The sequence below is a fragment of the Brachybacterium sp. NPDC056505 genome, assembly GCF_042794925.1.
GTDB classification, from domain to species: Bacteria; Actinomycetota; Actinomycetes; order Actinomycetales; family Dermabacteraceae; genus Brachybacterium; species Brachybacterium kimchii.
This window is the reverse complement of sequence record NZ_JBHTSV010000016.1, coordinates 41,436-64,088: the sequence shown is the minus strand read 5'-3', so window position 1 is coordinate 64,088 and position 22,653 is coordinate 41,436. Positions and strand designations below refer to the sequence as shown.

The 22,653-nt window shown below is 73.2% G+C and carries 20 protein-coding genes; 7 read left to right on the top strand and 13 right to left on the bottom strand.

Annotated elements, in window-relative coordinates:
• Nucleotides 1-117 precede the first annotated feature (117 nt).
• Entirely contained in the window at nt 118-906 is a 789-nt protein-coding gene (locus tag ACFQ53_RS10275) for a hypothetical protein (protein WP_377859067.1), read from the bottom strand.
• Between the two features lie 180 nt (nt 907-1,086).
• Nucleotides 1,087-1,767 (bottom strand): peptide deformylase, encoded by a 681-nt coding sequence (locus ACFQ53_RS10270; protein WP_377859064.1) that lies wholly within the window; start codon nt 1,765-1,767, stop codon nt 1,087-1,089.
• Nucleotides 1,768-2,008: 241 nt separating this feature from the next.
• Between ACFQ53_RS10270 and ACFQ53_RS10265 the strand changes: the two genes are divergently transcribed.
• Together ACFQ53_RS10265 and ACFQ53_RS10260 are read left to right on the top strand one after the other, a co-directional pair.
• A complete protein-coding gene (locus tag ACFQ53_RS10265) occupies nt 2,009-3,088 on the top strand; it encodes an ABC transporter ATP-binding protein (protein WP_377859061.1) in 1,080 nt (359 codons plus the stop codon).
• Nucleotides 3,089-3,317: 229 nt separating this feature from the next.
• Nucleotides 3,318-4,559 (top strand): DUF4032 domain-containing protein, encoded by a 1,242-nt coding sequence (locus ACFQ53_RS10260; RefSeq protein WP_249480498.1) that lies wholly within the window; start codon nt 3,318-3,320, stop codon nt 4,557-4,559.
• Nucleotides 4,560-4,567: 8 nt separating this feature from the next.
• Here ACFQ53_RS10260 and rlmB read toward each other — a convergent pair whose 3' ends face one another.
• From rlmB to ACFQ53_RS10240, 4 genes are all read right to left on the bottom strand, one after another.
• The gene (gene rlmB / locus ACFQ53_RS10255; RefSeq protein ID WP_377859058.1) at nt 4,568-5,551 is read right to left on the bottom strand and encodes a 23S rRNA (guanosine(2251)-2'-O)-methyltransferase RlmB; all 984 of its coding nucleotides are present in this window, start codon (nt 5,549-5,551) and stop codon (nt 4,568-4,570) included.
• Nucleotides 5,551-6,993, bottom strand: coding sequence for a cysteine--tRNA ligase (cysS, locus tag ACFQ53_RS10250; RefSeq protein WP_377859055.1), 1,443 nt, complete (start codon nt 6,991-6,993; stop codon nt 5,551-5,553). The genes rlmB and cysS overlap by 1 nt, the downstream gene beginning before the upstream one ends.
• 42 nt (nt 6,994-7,035) lie before the next feature.
• Complete coding sequence (locus ACFQ53_RS10245; protein WP_377859052.1) at nt 7,036-7,521, bottom strand: phage holin family protein; 486 nt, start codon at nt 7,519-7,521, stop codon at nt 7,036-7,038.
• Nucleotides 7,522-7,661: 140 nt separating this feature from the next.
• A complete protein-coding gene (locus ACFQ53_RS10240) occupies nt 7,662-8,864 on the bottom strand; it encodes a LacI family DNA-binding transcriptional regulator (RefSeq protein WP_377859049.1) in 1,203 nt (400 codons plus the stop codon).
• Nucleotides 8,865-9,045: 181 nt separating this feature from the next.
• Here ACFQ53_RS10240 and ACFQ53_RS10235 point away from each other — a divergent pair, with 181 nt between their 5' ends.
• From ACFQ53_RS10235 to ACFQ53_RS10225, 3 genes are read left to right on the top strand one after another with little or no spacing between them, the layout of a single operon-like run.
• Nucleotides 9,046-10,485: a sensor histidine kinase gene (locus ACFQ53_RS10235; RefSeq protein WP_377859046.1), complete on the top strand. Its 1,440-nt coding sequence runs from the start codon at nt 9,046-9,048 to the stop codon at nt 10,483-10,485.
• 35 nt (nt 10,486-10,520) lie between these two features.
• Nucleotides 10,521-11,174, top strand: coding sequence for a response regulator (locus ACFQ53_RS10230; protein ID WP_377859070.1), 654 nt, complete (start codon nt 10,521-10,523; stop codon nt 11,172-11,174).
• On the top strand, nt 11,174-11,998 hold the full coding sequence (locus ACFQ53_RS10225; RefSeq protein ID WP_377859043.1) for a DUF4097 family beta strand repeat-containing protein: 825 nt from the start codon (nt 11,174-11,176) through the stop codon (nt 11,996-11,998). Before ACFQ53_RS10230 ends, ACFQ53_RS10225 begins: the two co-directional genes overlap by 1 nt.
• A 142-nt stretch (nt 11,999-12,140) precedes the next feature.
• Here the strand turns inward: ACFQ53_RS10225 and acs are convergent, their stop codons facing one another.
• From acs to ACFQ53_RS10190, 7 genes are all read right to left on the bottom strand, one after another.
• Nucleotides 12,141-14,117 (bottom strand): acetate--CoA ligase, encoded by a 1,977-nt coding sequence (acs, locus tag ACFQ53_RS10220; RefSeq protein ID WP_377859040.1) that lies wholly within the window; start codon nt 14,115-14,117, stop codon nt 12,141-12,143.
• Nucleotides 14,118-14,266: 149 nt separating this feature from the next.
• Nucleotides 14,267-15,181 carry a hypothetical protein gene (locus ACFQ53_RS10215; protein WP_377859037.1) on the bottom strand — a complete coding sequence of 305 codons (915 nt, stop codon included), beginning with the start codon at nt 15,179-15,181 and terminating at the stop codon, nt 14,267-14,269.
• Nucleotides 15,159-15,362: a CopG family transcriptional regulator gene (locus ACFQ53_RS10210; protein ID WP_377859034.1), complete on the bottom strand. Its 204-nt coding sequence runs from the start codon at nt 15,360-15,362 to the stop codon at nt 15,159-15,161. The genes ACFQ53_RS10215 and ACFQ53_RS10210 overlap by 23 nt, the downstream gene beginning before the upstream one ends.
• Before the next feature lie 64 nt (nt 15,363-15,426).
• Entirely contained in the window at nt 15,427-16,365 is a 939-nt protein-coding gene (locus ACFQ53_RS10205) for a hypothetical protein (protein WP_377859031.1), read from the bottom strand.
• Nucleotides 16,362-17,384 (bottom strand): hypothetical protein, encoded by a 1,023-nt coding sequence (locus ACFQ53_RS10200; RefSeq protein WP_377859028.1) that lies wholly within the window; start codon nt 17,382-17,384, stop codon nt 16,362-16,364. The genes ACFQ53_RS10205 and ACFQ53_RS10200 overlap by 4 nt, the downstream gene beginning before the upstream one ends.
• Nucleotides 17,385-17,639: 255 nt before the next feature.
• Nucleotides 17,640-19,034: an L-serine ammonia-lyase gene (locus ACFQ53_RS10195; RefSeq protein WP_377859025.1), complete on the bottom strand. Its 1,395-nt coding sequence runs from the start codon at nt 19,032-19,034 to the stop codon at nt 17,640-17,642.
• Entirely contained in the window at nt 19,031-20,791 is a 1,761-nt protein-coding gene (locus ACFQ53_RS10190) for a DEAD/DEAH box helicase (protein ID WP_377859022.1), read from the bottom strand. Before ACFQ53_RS10190 ends, ACFQ53_RS10195 begins: the two co-directional genes overlap by 4 nt.
• 301 nt (nt 20,792-21,092) lie before the next feature.
• Between ACFQ53_RS10190 and panD the strand changes: the two genes are divergently transcribed.
• The gene (gene panD / locus ACFQ53_RS10185) at nt 21,093-21,500 is read left to right on the top strand and encodes an aspartate 1-decarboxylase (protein WP_377859019.1); all 408 of its coding nucleotides are present in this window, start codon (nt 21,093-21,095) and stop codon (nt 21,498-21,500) included.
• Nucleotides 21,501-21,523: 23 nt separating this feature from the next.
• Nucleotides 21,524-22,450: an AEC family transporter gene (locus ACFQ53_RS10180; protein WP_377859017.1), complete on the top strand. Its 927-nt coding sequence runs from the start codon at nt 21,524-21,526 to the stop codon at nt 22,448-22,450.
• The last annotated feature ends 203 nt before the right edge of the window (nt 22,451-22,653 follow it).

The following is a 22,653-nucleotide window of genomic DNA, read 5'->3' as shown; positions in this document are numbered from 1 at the left end:
CCGGATCCGCTGGGATCCGGTGCGCCGCGCTCATGTCCTCATGGCCTTCTCGGTGCGCGCCGTTGCACGCACGCGCGTGAGTCGACCCCCTCGGGCCGCGGGCCGCCGACGGAGGGGTCAGGCGCTCTTCGCGTCGCCGTCGAGCGAGGCGTCGACGCGCTTGGGGTTCGGCGCGGACGTCCCGTCCGCTCCCGCGCCGAGCTCGTCGGCGTGGGAGAAGATCTCCCGCGCGGCCTTGATGACCCCGCCGGCGACGAGGCGGTTGCCGACGCCGCCGATCACCGCGCCGATGCCGAACGGGATCAGGCGACCGGCCCAGACGCTGCCCATGCGCGCGGCGATCTTGCGGCGGATCCAGCGCTTGATCTGGTTGTTGACGGTCGAGATCACGAAATCGGGGGCCACACCGTTGAGGACCGCGCCCCACTGCAGCCCCTGGCGCCCCAGGGCCTTGGCGACGAGCTCCTCGCCCTTCTCTCCTCCCAGCACGCCGAGCACCACGGTCTTGCGGCTGGCCTGATCACCCATGTCCACGCCGCGCACGCGCGCCTCGGAGAGGATGAGGAAGGCGCATGCCTCGGCGAAGGCGGCGCCCTCGCCCGAGGTCAGGGCGATCGCCGCCACCGTGCCCACACCGGGCAGGGCCGCGGCGCCGCCGACGCCGGCGCCGGAGACGGTCAGGAGTCGGCGGAACTGCTTCTCGACATGCCCGACGAGGTCCTCCTCGGACATCTCGGGGTGCTTGCGCCGCAGCGAGTCCACGTACTTGTCGGCCACGGGCCTCTGGATCCGCAGCGCATGGTCGACGATGCCGAGCACGCGCTCGTCGGGCGCCTGAGGGCCCTGTGCGTCCTCGCCGCCCTTGCCGCTCTTCGATGCCTTGGACCCACCGTTCGCGTTCGCCACGTTCAGCTCCCCTTCTGCTGTCCTGCGCGCCGGGAGCCCCCGGCGCCGAGGCACACCATAGCGGGATCACCCGGGCGCCGGATGGACACGGCGACGCGGAGATGCGGGGTGCGGGCCGGCGGGGTCGACGGGTCGACGGGTCGACAGATCGACGGATCGACGGATCGACGGATCGACGGATCAGTCGAGCACCACGGTCCCGGGAGCGAGGCGCTCGATGGGCCCGGTGAGGCCGAGGCCGTCGACGGCCTCGGTGACGTCGGCCCAGCGCGGCGCGTAGCGGGTGTCGATGATGGAGCGCGGCACGGCCAGGTCGTGGCAGAGCGTGCCGGCGAGGTGGTCGGTCTCGTGCTGGAGGATGCGCGCGGACCAGCCCTGGTGCTCCTCGTCCACGTCCACGAGCGCCCCGTCCGGCTGCAGGAGGGCGCCGGTGAAGCGGATGCGGCGTCCTCGCGGCACGATCGAGCTCAGTCCGTCGTAGGAGAGGCAGCCCTCCCAGGCGTAGACCCTCTGCTCGCCGAGGATCTCGTAGTCCGGGTCGAGCACGGCGCGCAGCGGGAAGGGCCGACGCTCGAGCAGGTCGTCCTCGGGGTCCTGGTCGGCCGCGGCGTAGCGGTCCTCGGCCACGAACAGCCGCAGCGGCACGCCGATCTGCGTCGCGGCGAGGCCGACGCCCGGGGCCTCGCGCATGGTCACCACCATGGCGTCCACGAGCGCGCGCAGCAGCGCGGGGTCGAGGCGGTCGCGCGCGTCGCGCACGGGGCCGCGCAGAGCCGGATGGCCCGCCTGCACGATGCGGAGGGGCTCCTCGGGGCGGGAGCGGCGGTCCAGGAGGCGCTGTACGTACTCGGTGAGATCCACGCCCCCAGTATCCCCGTCGACGCCGTCGTGCCGCGGCCATCGGGGCCGCACGGCCTGGCCGGAGGGGTCCCGCGACGCGACGGCGTGCACGGTGTCCTCCCGGTCCTGAGATCTGGGATACACTTCCGATCGCCGGTGCGACGTTGCACACAGCCCTCGGGGGCGGTGCACAGCGGCACCGGTGCTCTCAACACTTCACAACGGATCGTCCGGCACGTACCTGCCGGTGGAGGGAATCACCATGGCTACAGTCACGTTCGACCACGCGAGCCGCGTCTACCCGGGCCAGGAGCGCCCTGCGGTGGATGGCCTCGACATCGCCATCGAGGACGGTGAGTTCCTCGTCCTGGTGGGCCCCTCGGGCTGTGGGAAGTCGACCTCCCTGCGCATGCTCGCCGGTCTCGAGGAGATCGACGCCGGCCGCATCCTCATCGGCGACCGCGACGTCACCGACGTGCCGCCGAAGGATCGCGACATCGCGATGGTGTTCCAGAACTACGCGCTGTACCCGCACATGACGGTCGCCGACAACATGGGCTTCGCCCTGAAGATCGCCGGCACCCCGAAGGCGGAGATCCGCAAGCGCGTCGAAGAGGCCGCGAAGATCCTCGACCTCGAGCAGTACCTCGACCGCAAGCCGAAGGCGCTCTCCGGCGGCCAGCGCCAGCGTGTGGCCATGGGCCGCGCGATCGTGCGCTCGCCCCAGGTGTTCCTCATGGACGAGCCGCTGTCGAACCTCGACGCGAAGCTGCGCGTGTCCACCCGTACCCAGATCGCGTCGCTGCAGCGCCGCCTGGGCGTCACCACCGTCTACGTGACCCACGACCAGACCGAGGCCATGACGATGGGCGACCGCGTCGCGGTGCTCAACGGCGGCGTGCTCCAGCAGATCGACGCGCCGCGTCGCATGTACGACCACCCCGACAACGTCTTCGTCGCGGGCTTCATCGGCTCCCCCGCGATGAACCTGGTGGAGCAGAAGCTCACCGACCAGGGCGTCTCCTTCGGCGCCGTGACGGTCCCCGTCGACCGCGCGACCCTCTCGGACACCGACGAGACCTCGGTGACCGTGGGCGTGCGCCCCGAGGACCTCACGATCGCCGAGAACGGCCTGGCCGTCGAGGTCGACGTGGTCGAGGAGCTCGGCGCGGACGCGTACGTCTACGGCCGACTGGCCGGCTCGGACGAGAACGCCAAGCCGATCATCGCCCGCGTCGACGGCCGCAAGCCCCCGATGAAGGGCGAGACCGTGCACTTCCAGCCCAAGGAGGGCCACGTGCACCTGTTCGACGTCAAGACGGGCGCCCGTCTGGGCGACTGACGCGACCCGCCCCGCTGCGCGGGGCCGCATCCAGCGGGCGCTCGGCCATCGGCCGGGCGCCCGCTGCCGTCCGCGCGGCCGTGGCCGTGGGCCGGGACGGCCACGGGCCTCCTGCCCGTCCGTTTCGTCCGTCTGCCGCCCGTGCACTGCACGAACGCCCCATGCGTCTGCACACCTCCTGCGCACATCTCGCTTCACCGTGCACGCGCGGGAGGGCAGAATGGTGCCCATGGCTTCCCTCGAGATCACGGCCTCGCGCCCCGACCCGGCACTGCTGGACCTGCCGTGGGAGGAGCCGCTCGAGGAGTGGCCCGAGTCGATGCTGGCCACTCTGCCGCGCGGCATCTCCCGGCACGTGGTGCGCTTCGTGCGCGTCTCGGGCCGTGTGCTCGCGCTCAAGGAGATCAACCGGGAGCTCGCCCAGCGCGAGTACGACATGCTGCGGATCCTGCGCAAGATCGGCATCCCCGCGGTCGAGCCCTTCGCCGTGGTCAGCGGCCGCGCCACGCCCGGCGGCGAGCCGCTCGACGCCGTCCTCATCACCCGCCACCTGCAGTTCTCGCTCCCCTACCGGGCGGTCTTCTCGCAGGTCTCGAGCGAGGAGACGGCCCGGCGCCTGCTCGACGCCCTCGCGGTGCTGCTGGTGCGCCTGCACCTGGAGGGCTTCTTCTGGGGCGACGTGTCGCTGTCCAACACGCTGTTCCGCCGCGACGCGGGCGCCTTCGCCGCCTACCTCGTGGACGTCGAGACCGGCACCCTCCACGAGAGCCTCACCGACGGCCAGCGTGCCTACGACCTCGACATCGCGCGCACGAACATCATCGGCGAGCTCATGGACCTGCAGGCCGGCGAGCTCATCGACGAGGAGTCCGATCCGGTGGAGGTCGGCGACCAGCTGGTGGCCCGCTACGAGGAGCTGTGGTCCGCGCTCACCGAGCGCGAGAGCTTCTCGGCCGACGAGCGCTGGCGAGTCTCCGCGCGCATCGAGCGCCTCAACGAGCTCGGCTTCGACGTGGGCGAGCTCGAGCTCACCACGGACCTGGACGGCACCACGGTGTCGATCCAGCCCAAGGTCGTGGACGCGGGCCACCATGCGCGCCGCCTCATGCGGCTGACGGGGATCGACGCCCAGGAGAACCAGGCGCGCCGTCTCCTCAACGATCTCGACCAGTACGGGGCGATCACCGACCAACAGGCCGAGGACGAGGAGTTCGTGGCCCACGAGTGGCAGCAGGAGCACTACGAGCCGATCGTGCGGGCGATCCCCCGCACGATGCGCTCGAAGCTGCAGCCCCCGGAGTTCTTCCACGAAGTGCTCGAGCACAAGTGGTTCCTCAGCGAGAAGGAGGGCCGGGACGTGCCGATGAGAGAGGCCGTCCAGGACTACGTGGAGAACATCCTCCCGCATCGGCCCGACGAGAAGTCCCTGGTCACGACCGAGACGTCAGCCCTCCCGATCTTCGAGGGCTGACGCCCGCGTCAGGCGATGCCCGTGCCCTCGCGGACACCGGCGATCTCGTAGAGCGCGATCGCCGCGGCGACCGAGGCGTTCAGCGACTCCGTGCGCTCCCCCATCGGGATCGAGACGACCTGGTCGCAGGTCTCCCGGGCCAGCCGCGAGAGGCCCTTGCCCTCGGCGCCGACCACGAGCACGACGGGCTCGGTGCCCAGCGAGCGCTCCTGGCTGGCGAGGTCCCGCGTGGAGACGTCCCCCTCGGCATCGAGCCCGAGGGCGAACACGCCGCGGGACTTGAGGTCGGCCAGGGTGCGGTTGAGGTTCGTGACCTGGGCGACGCGCACACGGCCCGCGGCGCCGGCCGCGACCTTCCAGACGCTCGCGGTCATCGACACGCTGCGGCGCTCGGGAAGGATCACGCCGTGGACGCCGAAGGCGCCCGCGCTGCGGAGGATCGCCCCGAGGTTGCGGGGATCCGTGATGCCATCCAGCGCGACGAGCAGCGGCGGCTCGAAGGCGTCGTGGGCGATCTCCAGCAGCTCGTCGACGTCCGCGTACTCGTACGGCGGGATGGTCAGCGAGACGCCCTGGTGGACGGCGTGATCCGTGATGCGATCGAGGTCGGTGCGGGTGGCCTCGGCGATCGGCAGGCCGCGCGCGGTGGTCAGGCGCAGGATCTCGCGCACCCGCTCGTCGCCCTCGATGCGCGCGAGCACCGTGAGCGAGGTCGCCGGGATGCCCTCCTGGAGGGCCTCGAGCACGGCGTTGCGGCCGGCGACCTGGTTCTCGCCGGGCGCGGGGGCGTCGCCCCGGCGCTGCCTGCCGCCGTGGCCGCCCTGGCCGGAGCCGCCGGAGCCGCCCTGGTAGGCCTTGTGGCCGGGGCGGTCGCTCGCCTTGGGAGTCGGCCCCTTCCCCTCGAGGCCACGGCGGCGCACGCCGCCGGAACCGGCGGTCGCGCCCTTCTTCGTGCGGCGCGTGGCGCCGCGACGGGAGCTGTTCCCTGCCATCAGGAGTCCTTCCTGGTCGCGGGTGCGAGGGTCCATCGGGCGCCGTCGGCGCCGTCCTCCACCCGGATGCCTGCATGATCGAGCGCGTCGCGGATCGCGTCGGCCCGCGCCCAGTCCTTCGCCGCCCGCGCCTCGGCGCGCGCGGCGAGCTGGCCGCGCACGAGGGCGTCGAGCGCGTCGTGCTCGCTGCCGCCCTCGCCCGCCGCATCGGTCCAGGACACGGGGTCCAGGCCCAGCACGTCGAGCATCGCGCGGAGCTCCGCGAGCAGCGCGGCGACCGTCTCCGGCGCGGCGCCGCGCTCGGCGAGGGCCGCGTTCAGCGCAGCCTGCGTGCGGTGCACGACGGCCATCGCCTCGGGCACGCCGAGATCGTCGTCCAAGGCGGCCACGAACGCGGCGGGGAGTTCGACGGCGCGCAGGTCCTGCGCGAGCACGGTCTCCTCCCCCAGCAGCTCCCGGGCGCGCTGCGTGCTCGCACCGAAGCGCTCCCAGACCACCTCGGCCTCGCGCATCGAGGCGGCGTTGTACTCGCTGGTGGCGCGGTAGTGCGCGCCCAGCAGCGCGAGGCGCACGGCGGGGGCGGGATGCGCGGCGAGCGCGTCCTCGGTGGAGACGAAGTTGTCCAGGCTCTTGCCCATCTTCATGCCGTCCACGGTGAGCACTCCCACGTGCACCCAGGTGTGCGCGAAGCCGTAGCCGGCGCCGTGGGACTGGGCCTGCTCGTTCTCGTGGTGCGGGAAGCGCAGGTCCAGGCCTCCCGCGTGGATGTCGAAGGTCTCCCCCAGGTAGCGGCGGGCCATCGTCGAGCACTCGAGGTGCCAGCCGGGGCGGCCGCGCCCGAAGGGCGTGTCCCAGGCCGCGGTCTCGGGCTCCTCGGGCTTCGCGGCCTTCCACAGGGCGAAGTCCCGCGGATCGCGCTTGCCGGGCTCGGGCGCCTCGCCCGCGTCCTGCATGTCGTCGAGCTCCTGGTGGGTCAGGGAGCCGTAGTCGGGCAGCGAGCGCACGTCGAAGTAGACGCTGCCGCGGCCGTCGGCGTAGGCGTGGCCGCGCTCGATCAGCCGCTCCATGAAGGCGATCATCTCGGTGACGTGGCCCGTCGCGCGCGGCTCGTAGTCCGGGGTGCGGCAGCCCAGGTCGTCGAGGATCTCGTGGAACTCGCGCTCGAAGCGGTAGGACCAGGCCCACCAGGGCACGTCGTTCTGCGTCGACTTCGCGAGGATCTTGTCGTCGATGTCGGTCACGTTGCGCACATAGGTGACGTCGAGGCCGCTGCGCTCGAGCCAGCGGACCAGCACGTCCACGGCGAGGAAGGTGCGCAGGTGCCCGATGTGCGGCGCACCCTGCGTGGTGGGACCGCACGCGTACAGCGAGACCGCGCCCTCTCGCACGGGGCGGAAGGGCGCGGTCTCGCGCGTTGCTGTGTCGTACAGGTTCAGGCTCACGGGTCCAGGGTACGTGGCCGCGGGGCCTGTCCGGGACGCGGGTCAGTCGGAGACGCGGGCGCTGACCTGCTTGCCGTAGAGCTCGTCGAAGGTGTCGTCGTAGGAGACGGCGTTCGCGCGGCGCTTGCCCTGCACGGCGTCGACGGCGCCCTTGGCGGTCTCGATGGTGGTCTCCGGGGCGCGGATCTTGCGCACCACGAGGAAGGCCACGAGGCCGGCGATCACGGCGAGGACGACGAACACGCCCGCCACGATGAGGAAGGACGCCCAGGCCGGCAGACCGGCGGCCTGCAGGCCCCAGGCGGCGGCGAACAGCAGCATCACCCAGGCGGAGAGCAGGAGGAACAGCAGCACGGCCGCGCACGCCGCGACCACGCCCGCCTTGACGGCGATCCCCGTGATCTCCTTCTTGGCGATGTCGATCTCGGAGTGCACGACACCGAGCACCTCGTCACGGATCGAGGCGACGAGTTCGCCGATCGACCGCTGGGTGGGCGGGGTCGTCGGGTCGTTCGTGGTGTTGATCATGGTCGGAGCCTATCGCAGGAGGGATGCCCGGACACGCGGTCCGTGCGCGAGCGGGCGGAGGGACGTGACGGGTCAGATGCCCGTGGGGCGGAGCGCCCGAGGGACCCGAGAGGCCCGGCGGGCGGGCCCGCCCGCGTCGGTCAGTCGACGTGGACGCGCGTGCGGCGCTTGGACTCGACGCGCGGTCCGGCCGCGGTGCTCTGGCGGGCGACGAGCGACGGCGCGACGGCCACGTCCCGCGCCTCCTGCTCATGGCCGGAGACGCGGTCCACGAGCAGCTGGGCGGCGAGCGCACCCAGGCGGTCCGAGTTCGGGTCGACGCTGGTCACCTGCGTCACGCCCGAGGAGGAGAGCGAGGTGTTGCCGTAGCCGGCGACGGCCAGCTGCGTGGGCACCTCGTAGCCGGCGTCGCGGGCAGCGGCGAGCACGCCGAGCGCGGTGACGTCGTTCGCGCAGGTCACGGCCGTGGGCACCTGGCTGCCGCGCAGCAGCATCGATCCCGCGGTCTGCCCCACCTGCTCGGTGAAGTCGCCGGGCTCGATGCGGGCGTGGTCGGCGAGTCCGTGGCGCTCCATGGCGAGCTGGAAGGCGTCGGCGCGCTCGCGGGCGACGGTCGAGCCGACGCCGCCCACGTGCGCGATCTCGGTGTGACCGAGGCTCACGAGGTGGTCGACGAGCAGGCCCTGGCCCACCTCATCGTCGATGCGGACCGTGTCGAAGCGGCCGACGAAGGAGCGCGAGCAGCCGATGCCCACGAAGGGACGGTCCGCGGTGGCCTCGATGACGCTGTCGACGTCGTGGAGGTCGGAGACCATGAGGAAGCCGTCGACGCCGAGGTCCACGAGGGAGCGGATCGCGTCGGTGTCCGCGGCGATCGGGTACTCCGGGACCCGGCGACGGGTCGGGACGACGATCGCCGAGCGGCCGGTCGCGGTCAGCTCGATGCGGATCGCGCGCACCAGATCGGAGATCCAGGTGTTGCGCATCGTGTTGACGAGGACCGCGACCACACCGCGGTGCGAGGTCTCGTCGGCGAGCTCCTCGAGCGGGAAGTTCAGGCGCTCGGCGGCCTCGTGGACGCGCTGGCGCAGGCGAGGCCGGATGTCGGCCTGGTCCCGCAGTGCTCGCAGTGCGACGGCGCTGGAGATGCCCAGGCTGTCGGCGACGTCGCGGAGGGTGCCGCGGCTGGGCCCCTGGTCGGCGGCGATGGACGCGCTCACCGCGTCGCCCTGCTCGATCACCTGGTCCGTCGCGCCTGCTCCCTCGGCGCTGTCCGAGTTCGGGTCGATGCTGCCGGCATCCTGCATGTCGTCCGCTCCTTCGCTGATGAGGTCATCGCTCATGGACTCATTGAACCGCACCGGAGCCCTGCGGGGTGCGCGGCTCCCCCGGGCGGGACAGGTCTCACAGCGCCGCGCGCCCGCGAGGCGGCGGCCGATCGGCCGCGCGAGCGGGGGTTATCCCCCGTGAGTCTGGGCGGTGGGCCCCGGTGTGCGCCGCACCGCGCCCGCCTACGGTGATCCCATGACCTCCACCACGACGCCCGCCGGTCCCGCGCCGGCACCGCGGCCCGACGCACCGCGCCCCGACGCACCTCGTCCCCGCTTCCTGGTGGGGATGGCGAGCGTGCTGGTCTCGGGACTGCTCTCGATCACCTGGCTGTGGATCAGCCTGACCGTCCTGGTCACCGGGATCGCCTCCCTGCCCGCGGTCCTCACGGGCCTCGTGCTGCTGGTGCCGTGGGTACTGGTGATGCGCGCGGCGGCCGCGTTCGAGCGCCGACGGGCCCGCGCGGTGCACGGCCTGGACGCCGTCGTCCCCTCTCGGCGGGTCGCACAGGGGGCCGGCTTCGGCGCCGCGCTGCAGAACCTGGGGCTCGACCTCGTCTCCTGGCAGTTCTGGCGCTCGGTGCTGCACCACCACCTCACGATGATCGTGGGCTTCTTCCCGAGCCTCGTGTTCTACGCCGGAGTGTGGGGCGCGTGGACCGGGGCCGAGCTCGCGATCCTCGCGCCCGATGCCCAGCTGGGCTCCTGGCGTCCCGGCGCGCTCGTACTCGCCCTGGGCGCCGTGCTGTGCCTCGCGATCGCGATCGGCTCGCTCGCCGCCGGGGTCCTCGCCGAGCGGGGTCTCGCCCGGGTGATGCTGCCCAGCAGCGACGACGGCCTCCGCCAGGAGGTCCAGGAGCTCTCCGTGCGCCGCCAGGGCGCGGTCGACGCCGCCGAGCAGGAGCGCCTGCGCATCGAGCGGGACCTGCACGACGGCGTCCAGCCGCGCCTGGTCGCGCTGGCCATGACCCTGGGCCTCGCGCGCTCGCGCATCGAGAAGGATCCCGCGGGCGCCGCCGAGCTCGTCGACGAGGCGCACGGCGAGGCGAAGGCCGTCATCACGGACCTGCGTCAGCTCGCCCGCGGCATCCACCCGGCGGTCCTTACCGACCGCGGCCTGGACCCCGCGCTCTCCGCACTCGCGGCGCGCTCCCCCGTTCCCGTGCGCCTCACGGTCACCGTGCCCGAGCGCCTGGGCCGCGAGCAGGAGGCGGTCGCCTACTTCGTGGTCTCCGAGGCCCTCACCAACGTCGCCAAGCATGCGGGCGCTTCGCACGTCCGCGTGGACGTGACGACCGCGGGGCCGGCCGAGCGTCCGGACGACGCGGCGGGGTCCCCCCGTCGGCACCCCGGACCGCCCGCGACCGCGGCCCTGCGGGTGCGCATCGAGGACGACGGCCGCGGCGGCGCACGCGTGCACCGCGACGGCGTCTCGACGGGCCTCGCGGGGCTCACCGACCGCGTCCGCGCGACGGGCGGGCACCTCGTGGTCTCCTCCCCCGCGGGCGGTCCCACGGTCCTCGACGCCGCGATCCCGACGCCCGCTCCCTCGGGACCAGCGCGCGAGCCCGCCGGCGCCCACGCTCCCGCCCCCGTCCCCGTCCTCGACGACTCCGTGAAGGAGACCCACCGATGAGCACGACCCGATCCCCCCGTCCCGCGCGCGAGAGCCTGCGGATCGTCATCGCCGAGGACTCGGTGCTCCTGCGGGCGGGCCTCGAGCGCCTCCTCGCGGCCGCCGGCCACGAGATCGTCGCCTCCGTCGAGGACGCGACCGGGCTGCTGGACGCGGTCTCCCGCCACGAGGTGGACCTCGCGATCGTGGACGTGCGCATGCCCCCGACCTTCACCGACGAGGGCATCCGCGCCGCCGTGCTGATCCGCGCGCAGAACCCGGACGTCGCCCTGCTCGTGCTCTCCCAGTACGTCGAGGAGCGCTACGCCTCCGAGCTCATCGCCGACTCGGGCGGGGCGCTCGGCTACGTGCTCAAGGACCGGGTGGCCGACGTCGAGGAGTTCCTGCGCGTGGTGCGCGCCGTCGGTGACGGCGGAACCGCCCTGGACCCCGAGGTGGTCCAGCAGATCCTCGTGCGCTCCCGTCGCCGCTCGGTCCGGGAGGATCTCTCCCCGCGCGAGAGCGAGGTGCTGCAGCTGATGGCCGAGGGACGCTCCAACGCGGCCATCGCCGAGCGGCTGCACGTCTCGGCAGGGAGCGTCGAGAAGCACATCTCGTCCCTGTTCGCCAAGCTCGGCCTTCCGCCTGTCGACGGTGAGAACCGTCGGGTCATGGCCGTGCTGCGCCACCTGGAATCGGAGGACCGCTGATGCCCACCACCCAGCTCCCGCCCCGCCCCCTGTCCGAGGGGACCGGTCGCGACCGCACGATGCGACGCGTGCTCGTGATCCTCGCCGTCGTCTGCCTCGTGCTCACCGCAGGGGGCCTCGCCGCGCGCAGCATCGCCGCGGGCGTCGAGCAGTCCCGCTTCCCCGAGGCGCCCGCCGTGCTCGCCGCCGGCGCGCCCTCGTCCCTCGAGGTCACGTCCTCGGTCTCCGACGTGACCGTGCGCGTGAGCGACGAGGTCGACCAGGTCACGCTCGCGCTCGTCGAGCAGGGCACGGAGACCGTGCCAGCGGATCCCGCTCCCGTGAGGGCGCGCTGGGTGCGCAGCACGCACGACGGGACGCTGCGCGTGGACGTGCAGCGTCCGCGTCTGAAGACGACCTCGAGCTGGATCGACGACGAGCAGCGCGACCTGCTCGTGCTCGTCCCGCCGAGCGCCGCACCCGATCTCACGCTCGGCGTGAAGGTCGACGTCGGGGACCTCTCGGCCCAGGGCGCCCTGGCCGGGCTCGACCTGCGGACCATCACGGGCGACATCGACGCCGACGGCGTCTCCGCGCACGGCTCCGTCGCGGCGCGCACCGATGTCGGCGACATCGACCTCGCGCTCGACGAGGCCGGCGCCCGGGAGGTCACGGCCCGCACGACCACGGGCGATGTGTCCGTCTCCCTCCCCTGCTGCGAGACCTGGAGCGTGGACGCCCGCGCCCAGGAGGGCTCGACCGACGTCGACGCCGGCATCCGGGGCGAGGGGGCGCCGCTGAGCGTCCGCACGGACATCGGCGAGGTGAGCGTCTTGCGGCGCTGAGGCCCCGCTCGGGACCGACCCGCCGCGGCTCGTCGGCCGGACGCGCCGCGGCGCCCCTCACCACCGGGGTGAGGGGCGCCGCGCCGTGAGCGGGACTCCCGTCGGCGCCGGCCCACGGGCCGGCGCCGTCAGGGACGGACGCTCACTTCTTGTCCTCGAGGCCCTTCTGGATGAGGTCCATGACCGAGGAGTCGGCGAGGGTCTGGGTGTCGCCGATCGTGCGGTGCTCGGCGACGTCGCGCAGGAGGCGGCGCATGATCTTGCCGGAGCGGGTCTTGGGCAGCTCGGTCACCAGCAGCACCTTCTTAGGCTTGGCGATCGGGCCGATCTCCGTGCCGACGTGGGCGCGGAGGATCTTCGCCGCCTCCTCCTCGCCGCCGGCGGCCTCCACATCGCCCTGGGTCCCCTCGCGCAGGATCACGAAGGCGACCACGGCCTGACCGGTGGTCTCGTCGTCCGCGCCGACCACGGCGGCCTCCGCCACCCAGTCGTGCGAGACCAGCGCGGACTCGATCTCGGTGGTCGACAGGCGGTGGCCGGAGACGTTCATGACGTCGTCCACACGGCCCAGCAGCCAGATGTCGCCGTCCTCGTCGCGCTTCGCGCCGTCGCCCGCGAAGTACTTCCCGGGGAAGCGCGACCAGTAGGTCTCCTTGAAGCGCTCCGGGTCGCCCCAGATGGTGCGGAGCATCGAGGGCCACGGCTCGGTGAGCACGAGGTACCCCGTCTTCTCGTTCTCGATGGGATCGCCGTCGTCGCCCACCACCTCGGCGCTGATTCCGGGCAGCGGCACCTGCGCGGAGCCGGGCTTGGCGTCGGTGATGCCGGGCAGCGGGGAGATCATGATCGCGCCGGTCTCGGTCTGCCACCAGGTGTCGACGATCGGGCAGCGGTCCCCGCCGATCACGCGTCGATACCACAGCCAGGCCTCGGGGTTGATGGACTCTCCGACGCTGCCCAGAAGGCGCAGGGAGGAGAGGTCGAACTTCGCCGGGATGTCGTCGCCCCACTTCATGGCGGTGCGGATGGCGGTCGGCGAGGAGTAGAAGATGCTGACCCCGTACTTCTGGACGATCTCCCACCAGCGGCCCTGGTGGGGAGTGTCCGGGGTGCCCTCGTAGATCACCTGGGTGGCGCGGTTCGCCATGGGTCCGTACACGATGTAGGTGTGGCCGGTGACCCAGCCGACGTCCGCCGTGCACCAGTACACGTCGGTGTCGGGCTTGAGGTCGAAGACGTCGCGGTGGGTGTAGCTCGCCTGCGTGAGGTAGCCGCCGGTGGTGTGGACGATCCCCTTGGGCTTCCCCGTGGTGCCCGAGGTGTAGAGGATGAACAGCGGGTGCTCGGCCTCCACCCAGACCGGCTCATGGTCGGAGGAGGCGTTCTCGCGCGCCTCGTGCCACCAGACGTCGCGTCCCTCGGTCCATGCGACGTCGCCCCCGGTGCGCCGCACCACGAGCACGTTCGTCACGGACTCGGCGCCGCCGGAGAGCGCGGCGTCCACGGCGTCCTTGAGCGGCAGGGCCTTGCCCCGGCGGAACTGGCCGTCGGCCGTGATGACGACCTTCGCCTCGGCGTCCTCGATGCGGGAGCGCAGCGCGTCGGCGCTGAAGCCGCCGAAGACCACGGAGTGCGGGGCGCCGATGCGGGCGCAGGCGAGCATCGCGAAGACGGCCTCGGGGATCATCGGCAGGTAGATCGCGACCCGGTCGCCGGTGGTGACGCCGAAGCCCTCGAGGACGTTCGCCATCCGGCTGATCTCGTCCTTCACCTGGGCGTACGTGAAGGCGGCATCGGAGCCGTCCTCGTACTCGGCGAGCAGGGCGACCTGGTCGCCGTGACCGGACTCCACGTGGCGGTCCACGCAGTTGTACGCAGCGTTGAGCTCGCCGTCGGCGAACCACTTCGCGAACGGCGGGTCCGACCAGTCGAGGGTCTCGGTGGGGGTCTTGTGCCAGCTCAGCGACGCGGCGCGGGACTTCCAGAAGCCCAGACGGTCGCGCGCGGCCTCCGAATAGAGGGACGGACGGGCATTCGCGTTCTGGACGAACGCCGAGCTCGGGGGGAAGGTGCGGTTCTCCGCGGGGTGGGTGCCGGTCGAAGTGGCGTCGTCGGACATCATCGCTCCTGCGTACGGGGTCCCGCGGCGCTGACCGCGGGGCGTTCGGTCTTCCGCCTCACCGTATCGCAGGAGACCCACGTCACGGGAATGCGCCCACGCGATCGGGCACCGCGGCCGGCGCCCGCCGCGCGGGGGCGCCGGACCGTTCAGGGCAGGGGATGGATCTCGACCTCGATGCCGTCGGGGTCGAGCACGTGCAGCGCGCGCACGGCGCCCTCGACGAGGCGCGCGTCGTACCCGGCGGCGCGGACCCTCTCCCCGAGCGCCCCGAGGTCCTCCGAGGTCTCGAAGCCCAGGCGCACCTGGAGCGTGGGCGGGAGGTCGGGCATCTCCGGGGAGGCGCGACGCGTGCGCTCGCGACCTGCCATCGGGGCGTGGAGACCGATGATCCCCGCGCTCCCGGGGCCGTGCAGCTCGAGCCACCCGTGGCGCTCGGCGGCGGCGATCTCCTCGTCGGCCCGCCCACCGGTCCCGTCGTCCTCCTCGGCTCCGTCGGCTCCGTCGGCCGCTCCGGGAGCGAAGCCGAGCCGGACGAGCCAGCGCGCGTCGCGCCCGAAGTCCTCGCTCGAGAGCACCGCGCACACGCGCAGGCGCGGGTCCGGGGAGGCGTCGTGCCCCTCGTAGCCGTAGAGGTCCTCCTGGTCCTCGTTCAGCGAGACGCCCTCGCCGTCGGGCCCGGTGATCATGCCCTGCCGGCCGTAGCTCTCGTCCCACACGGTGACCTCGATGCCCGCGCGCTCGAGGGCCTCTGCGGCTCCGTCGGCCGACGGCGCCGCCATGCACAGGTCCGTGGTGCCCGGCCGGGCGCCCGTGGCGCTGGTGGAGGCGGCGTGCACCATGACGGCGCCCGCTCCTGCGCGCAACTCGCCGAAGCCGTCGTCGCCGGCGGTGATGCGGCGGGCCATGCCGAGCTCCACGAGGAACGCGATCATCGCGCGCGGATCGGCCGTGAAGCGCAGCGGGAAGACGGTGAGATCGGGTGCGCCGACGGGCGTCGAGGCGGGGGCCGCGCCGGCCTCGGCGGCGAGCGCGGCAGGGTCAGGAGTGGTCCTGGGCGTCATCTTCGACGCTCCTTCCGAGGTGTGCGCGCAGCGCCGAGTCGACGAGCGCGCTGAGGGAGGACGACTCGTCGATCGCGCGATGCTTCACGGCGACCACGAGGTCCTTGGGCAGGTAGACGTTGAACTGCACCTTGCGATCGCCGCCGGCGGTGCCGTCGGTCGGGGAAGAGCTTCCGGTCATGCAAGAATGCTAGCACCCTTGCATGCTGTCCACCAGAGGCTTCCGGGCGCCGCACCGCGCGCCCTCACTCCCACTCGAGCACGCAGGTCGCGGCGACCACCTCGGCCATCACGCTCTGCAGCAGCGCGCCGTGCGGAAGGGGGCCCGCGTGCACCTCGTCCACGCGCCGTCCGGCGCGTCCCACGGTCGCGACGGTCCGCCGCACGGACCACGGGCGTCCACCCTGCACACCCCGCTCCCCCCGCCCCTCGCGCCAGGGCAGGTGCACCTCGGTGACGGCGAGATCCGCGGGCCGCATGTGCCAGCTGACGAACCGCCCGCGCTCCATCGCCCCGGGGAGAGGCAGGGCCAGCTCGAGCACCGCCGCCTCGCCCTCCCCGAGAGGCCGGGGCAGCACGACCTCCACGAGGGTCGCGCCGCCGGGGAGGGCCGCGCGCCTCCCCAGGTCGGCGCCGAGCACCCGCGCCTCCTCCGAGGCCAGCGAGTCCAGCGGCGCCTCGAGCACCGCGAGGAGTCGGTCCGCCCCGCCGCGCTGCGCCGTGAGGACGACGTCGTAGTGCAGGATCGCCTCGCCGTCGGGAGCATCGAGATCCAGAGCCGTGCGCACGTACTCGCGACGCAGCCCGTCGTCCCAGCGCAGACCCCACGCTCGACGGGCGTCCTCCGCCTCCTTCGCGCGCGGGAGCAGGCGGGCCGCCTCGGCCGCGCTGCGATAGCGCCAGGTCTCGGCGTCGATGTCCACGAGATCCACGAGCTCGCCGTCCTCGAGGTCGAGGCACTGCTCGAGAGCCTGCACCACGCCCAGGGACGAGCGGCGACGGGGACGCGAGCGCCCGCTCGCCCAGTAGGAGAGGGTCGCGGGCGACGTCGGTGCACCCGTGCGCGCGAGCATGCCGGCGAGCTCGGCGAAGCCGATGCCGCGCGAGATCATGGTCTCCCTCAGCCGCATCGCGAAGTCGCCGCCCGCGCCCAGACCGCGGCGCCCGGGCACCGTGGCGGTCATGCCGCGCCCCAGGCCCAACCCAGTCGCACGGACCCCTCGTCGATGCCATGGGCGACCACGGCCGCGATGCCGTCCCTGCCCACGTCGACGGCATGCTCGGCGCTCGAGCGCGCCGTGGCCTCGCGCGAGCGCACGATCGACGTCGCCGAGGCGGGGACCGCGCCGACGGGGAAACGGCACTCGAGCACGATCGTCGAGACGGGGAACTCGGTGTGCACGACGTAACCGCCCTCGAGGTCGACCGAGGGGGACGGTCGTTCGAGGGGCCGGACCGTGTAGTCCAGAGCGCCGATCCTGCCCGGGACGATCGGCTCGTCGAGCAGGAGCTCGGTGAACAGCAGCCCGCGCTCGGGCCACGAGCGCTGGCGCCCCACACGGCTGCCGTGGCCGGGCACCAGCTGGAGGGGCACGCCCTCGGCCCCGTGGGAGGCGACCCCGAGGCGGGAGACGGTCTCGCGGGTCGAGCGCAGGACGCGGCGGATCCGCACACCGATCGGCCGATGCTGCGGATCGATGTCCACGCGGTGATGGACGAGCAGCCGCTGCACGGTGTCCCCCTCGTCGAGACCCATCTCCGCTCGCACCCGCTGGACCGGATCCTCCGTCTCCGTCCGGGCGCTCCAATGGTGGGCGGGGAGACTGCGCACGAGGGTGTCGAGGAGATACCCGCGCGGAGTGCGCAGCACCTTCTCGAGCTCGGCCACGGCGCGCATGGCCTCGTTGCGACGCGGGCGGCTGCGGCCATGGCGCCACAGCGAGAGCGTGGAGGGCGAGAGGGCGATTCCCGCTCCGCGCAGGCGCTCGCACACGCGCTCGAGCGCGAGGCCGCGCGCGCTGAGCGCCGCATCCAGGCGCGCTCCGAAGGTGTCCCCGGGCAGCGCCCCGGGAGGATCCGGGGTGAGGGCCGACGGCGGAGTCGCGGGGGTGCGCAGCACCGGGCTCGAGCGAGCGGGCGACGACGGCCCCGGCGCGGGGCTCTCCACCCCGCTCCGCTCGGCCCCGCCCGCGCTGGATCCCATCGACTCCCCCTCGTGATCGGGGCGCTCCCGCACGGGGCGCCCGACTCCGCCTCACCCTACCCACGCAGGCGAATTCGGAGGAATCGGACACCGTGGCGGCGTCACGAGAGGGTCATGATGCGATGCGGCTCACGCGCACGCGCTGCGCGGGCGGATGTGATGTGGGGGTGTCGAGGCGCGGCGGCGTCGGACGGCGAGGGCGTCTGACGGCGAGGGCGTCGGGCAGCGGGGCGCCGGCGCCCGTGCGATGCCCCGTCAGCACTCGGGCAGGGACACGGGCACCGCCGTGACGGCGAGCCCGCCCATGGCGGTCTCCTTGTAGCGCTCGGACATGTCCTTGCCGGTCTGGCGCATGGTCTCGATGACGGTGTCGAGGGAGACGAAGTGCTCGCCGGTGCCCCGCAGCGCGAAGCGGGCGGCGGTGATCGCCTTCACGGCCGCCATCGCATTGCGCTCGATGCACGGCACCTGCACGAGCCCTCCCACGGGATCGCAGGTCAGACCCAGGTTGTGCTCCATCGCGATTTCGGCGGCGTTCTCGACCTGGCGGGGCTTGGCCCCCATCACCTCAGCGAGCCCCGCGGCGGCCATGGAGCAGGCGGATCCGACCTCGCCCTGGCAGCCCACCTCGGCGCCGGAGATCGAGGCGTGCTCCTTGTAGAGGGACCCGATGGCCCCGGCGGTGAGCAGGAACCGCACGGCGACGTCGTCGGGGTCGGCGTCTCGCAGATAGTGGGTCGCGTAGTAGAGGACGGCCGGGATGATCCCCGCCGCGCCGTTGGTCGGCGCGGTCACGACGCGCCCGCCGGCGGCGTTCTCCTCGTTCACGGCGAGCGCCGCGAGCGAGACCCACTCCAGGGCGGATTCAGCGCCGTGGCCGGGGTCCTCGGCGCTGAGGGAGTCGTGCCAGGAGGCCGCGCGGCGCCGGACGTCCAGACCGCCGGGGAGCACACCGGGGGTGCGCACACCGCGCTCGATGCAGTCGCTCATGGCGCCCCAGATACGCAGGGCGCCCTCGCGGATCTCGTCCTCGCTGCGCCACTGCAGCTCGCGCCGCATCATCGCGGCCGACACGGAGATCCCGCGCTCCTCGCACACGCGCATCAGCTCGGCACCGGTGGTGAAGATGGCCTGCCCCGCCTCCTCGGAGGCAACCTCGGCGATCGACTGGTCCATGTCCGCGGCGTCGACGACGAAGCCGCCGCCCACGGAGAACATGGGCCGGCTCGCGATCACCTCGCCGGAGGCGTCGCAGGCCTCGAAGGTCATGCCGTTGGAGTGCTGGGGCAGGAAGGTCAGGGGGTGCAGCACAATCCCGGAGGGCCGGAGGGCCACGGGGAGGCGGCCGTCCAGCAGCAGCCCTCCCCCGGCCTCGATCTGCGCGACGCGCTCGCGACCAACGACGGGGTCGACGGTCTCCGGGTCGGCACCCTCCAGGCCCATCACGATCGCGTCGAGCGTCCCGTGGCCCTGGCCGGTCGCGGCGAGCGAGCCGTACAGATGCACGCCGACGTCCGCGACGCGCGGCCCGGTCTCACGGTCCTCGAGCACCTCGCGCGCGAAGAGGGTCGCGGCCCGCATGGGGCCCACGGTGTGGGAGCTCGACGGCCCGATCCCGATGCTGAACAGGTCGAACAGGCTGATGCTCATCGTCCGCCCCTGCGCGGGCCCGCTCCCCCGCCGCCACGGCGACCGCCGCGACCGCCCTGAGGGCCGCCGCGTCCCTGCGAGCCGCCGCGACCACCCTGGCCACCGCGTCCGCCCTGGCCGCCGCGCCCGGTGTGCGAACCGTCGTGCCCGCCCTGGGATCCGCCGCCGGACCGCCCGGAGGGAGCGTCGCCGCCGGTGCGGGCGCCGCCCTGCCTGCCGCCCGAGCGTGCGCCGCCCGTGCGCCCCTGGCCGGTGCGGCCGCTCGTGCGGCCTCCGGTGCGCTGGCCGGTGGAGCGCCCTGCGCCGGCGCGGCCGCCGGCACCGCGTCCACCCGAGCCGCGCCCGCCGGACCCGCCTGCTCCTCGCCGAGCGCCGTGACCGGCCGAGGGGCCGCCCTCGGCAGCGGCCTCCTCGTCCCAGGCGGCGCGGAGCTCCTCGTTCGTGCGGCGCTCCTCGGCGCGGGCCGCGTTCGCGCCCTCACCGCCGTTCGCCACGCCGCCGGAGAGGCGGAGCTTGCGCGGGGCGCCCTTGTGCTTGATCTTCGCCGGGTCCGCGGCGGGCTCGCCCGAGGGCGTGCGACCGCCCAGGTCGATGAGCGCCTGGGCGTCCGCGCTGCGGGCCTCCTCCCACGTGGGCTCGACCTCGGCCGCCTCGAGCACGGCGCGGGTGCCCCGGGTCTGGTGCGGCAGGGCGAGGGTGACCACGCTGCCGGCGGCGCCCGCTCGCGCCGTGCGGCCGGAGCGGTGCACGTACTCCTTGGAGTCGGTGGCGGGATCGGCGTGCACGACCATGCTCACGTCGTCGATGTGCAGCCCGCGGGCCGCGACGTCGGTCGCCACCAGCACCGGGAAGTCGCCCTCGCGGAAGCCGGCGAGGACGTTGGTGCGCAGACCCTGCTGCTTGTTGCCGTGCAGCGCCGCCGCCTGCACGCCGACCTCCACGAGCTCCGCCGCGATGCGCTCGGCGCCCAGCTGGGTGCGCGTGAACACGAGGGTGCGCCCGCGGCGCGCGGCGAGCTGCGCGATGACCTGGCGCTTGGCCTTGGGGGCGACCGCGAGCACGTGGTGGGACATGGTCTTCACCGCGGCGGCCACCGGAGTGGTCTCGTGCTCGACGGGATCGACCAGGAAGCTGTCGACGAGGGTCTCGACCTGCCCGTCGAGCGTCGCGGAGAACAGCATCTTCTGGGTGCCCATGGGGGTCGCCGCGAGGATCTCCCCGACCTGGTCGAGGAAGCCGAGGTCGGCCATGTGATCGGCCTCGTCCACGACGGTCGTCTCGATGCGGTCGAGGAAGAGGGCGTCGCGAGCGGCGAGGTCGAGGAGACGACCGGGCGTGGCGACGACGATCTCCGCGCCCCGGCGCAGGGCCTCCGCCTGCTTCTCGATGTTCATCCCGCCGGCGACCAGCTGCGCACGGATGCCCACGGCCCGCGCGAAGGGATGGAAGGTGTCCACGACCTGCACGGCGAGCTCACGGGTGGGGACCAGCACGAGGCCGAGCGGTCGACGGCGGTGCACCTTGCGCCCCCGGAACCGTGCGCACATCGAGAGCGCGAAGGCGAGGGTCTTGCCGGAGCCGGTCTCGGCGCGGGCCATCACGTCGCGGCCCGCGAGGGCGTCGGGCAGGATCGCCTCCTGGATCTCGAAGGCGCGGGTCAGGCCCTGCTCGGCGAGCACGGCGAGCAGCTCCTCGCTGAGCGCCATGTCGTCGAAGCGGGACGAGCTGTGGGCGCTGCGGCGGCGTGCCTTGGGCATCGGGGGTCCTCCTGGGTCGGGGCGCCCCTCGGGGCCGATCGGTGTCCCGATCCGGCCGTGCATCGGGCCTGCGATCGGGTCGTCGATCGGGCGGAGCGCTCCTCCATCATCGCGCACCGCGCGCTCGCGCGAGGCCGTGCGGGGCATGCGGGTGCGCAATGCCTCCCGTCGGCCGGACGGCGTCGCCCTCATCGGTCGGACGGGGTCCGGGGGCCGACGGCCGACGGGGCGCTCGTCACAGGTCGCCTCACGAGGTGGTCGCGCCTCGCCGGGCCCGTCGGCCCGTGGGAGAATGGCGGCGATGATGCGCACACTCATGACCTCGAAGATCCACCGCGCGACCGTGACCCAGGCCGACCTGCACTACGTCGGCTCGGTGACGATCGACGCGGCGCTCATGGACGCCGCCGGGATCCTCGAGAACGAGCAGGTCTCCATCGTGGACGTCACCAACGGCGCCCGGCTGGAGACCTACGCGATCACGGGCGAGCGCGACAGCGGCGTCATCGGCATCAACGGGGCCGCCGCGCATCTGGTGGTACCCGGCGACCTCGTGATCATCATCGCCTACGGCCTGTTCGACGCGCAGGAGGCCGCACAGCACCACCCACGCGTGGTGCACGTGGACGGCGCGAACCGCGTGGTGAAGGTGGGCGACGACCCCGCGGAGCCCGTGCCCGGCATGCCCGACCAGCGCACCGGCCGCTGAGCCGCGCACGGGTGCGCTGAGCCGTGACAGGGGTCCTCTCCGGGTTCTTCATCGTCTGGTGCCTGATCGCGATCGGCTGGATCGTCGGGCGCACGGGCGTCCTCGGCGAGCAGGGGCGCTTCGTCCTGAACCGCACCACGTTCTTCCTGGCCTCCCCGTGCCTCGTGCTCACCTCCCTGCTCGAATCGGACCTGGGGCAGGTGCTGTCCACGCCGATGCTCATCGCCGGGGTCTCGGGTCTCGTCTCGGGCGGGCTGCTCCTGCTGATCATCCGTGTGCTCACGAAGCGCCGCGGAGCCGAGCTCGTGGTCACCGCGATCAGCGGCTCCGTGGTCAACGGCGCGAACATGGGCTTCCCGATCGCCGCGTACGTCCTGGGCGACACCTCGCACGCGCTGCCCGTGATCCTCTTCCAGCAGGCGATCTACACGCCGCTGTACCTGTTCGTGCTGCACGCCGTGACCACGAAGATGCGTCCCTCCCCCGCGGGCGTGCTGCGCAACATCGCCTCGAACCCGACGATCGTGGCCGCCGCGGTCGGGATCGTGCTCGTCGTGTGCGGGGTGAAGCTGCCGGAGGTGATCCTGCAGCCCTTCGGCTCGATCGCGGACATGGCGATCCCCGCCATGCTGCTGGCCTACGGGATCTCGCTGATGGGGTCGGCGCCGCTCGCCAAGGACGACGGGTACCGCGGGCTGATCGCGATCGCCACCGTCTTCAAGCTCGCCGTGATGCCGGTGATCGCGCTCGGCCTGGGTCTGCTGCTCGGACTCGGCGGGCACGATCTCTTCGCGGTCGTGGTGATGGCCGCGCTGCCGACGGCGCAGAACGTGTTCGTCGCCGCCTCCCAGTACAGGGCCGCCGAGAACCTCGCCCGGGACACGGTGCTGCTGACGACGGTCGGCACCGTGATCACCCTGCTGATCGTCTCCGGCGTGATGAGCGCGTGAGCGGGTCCTCCGTGACCCCGACGACGGGTCGCGATAGGATCGCTCCGTGGCTCGTTCGCTCCTGCTTCCGTAGCCGCGCCGGACATGCGTCCGCCCCAGCCGTCGGCCCCGGGGACCGGACACCGACGCGGCTCCCCTCGCCTGTGCGGGGGTTTTTTTGTGCCGGAGCGGGCACGGGCCCCAGGACCACCACCGAGAAGGAC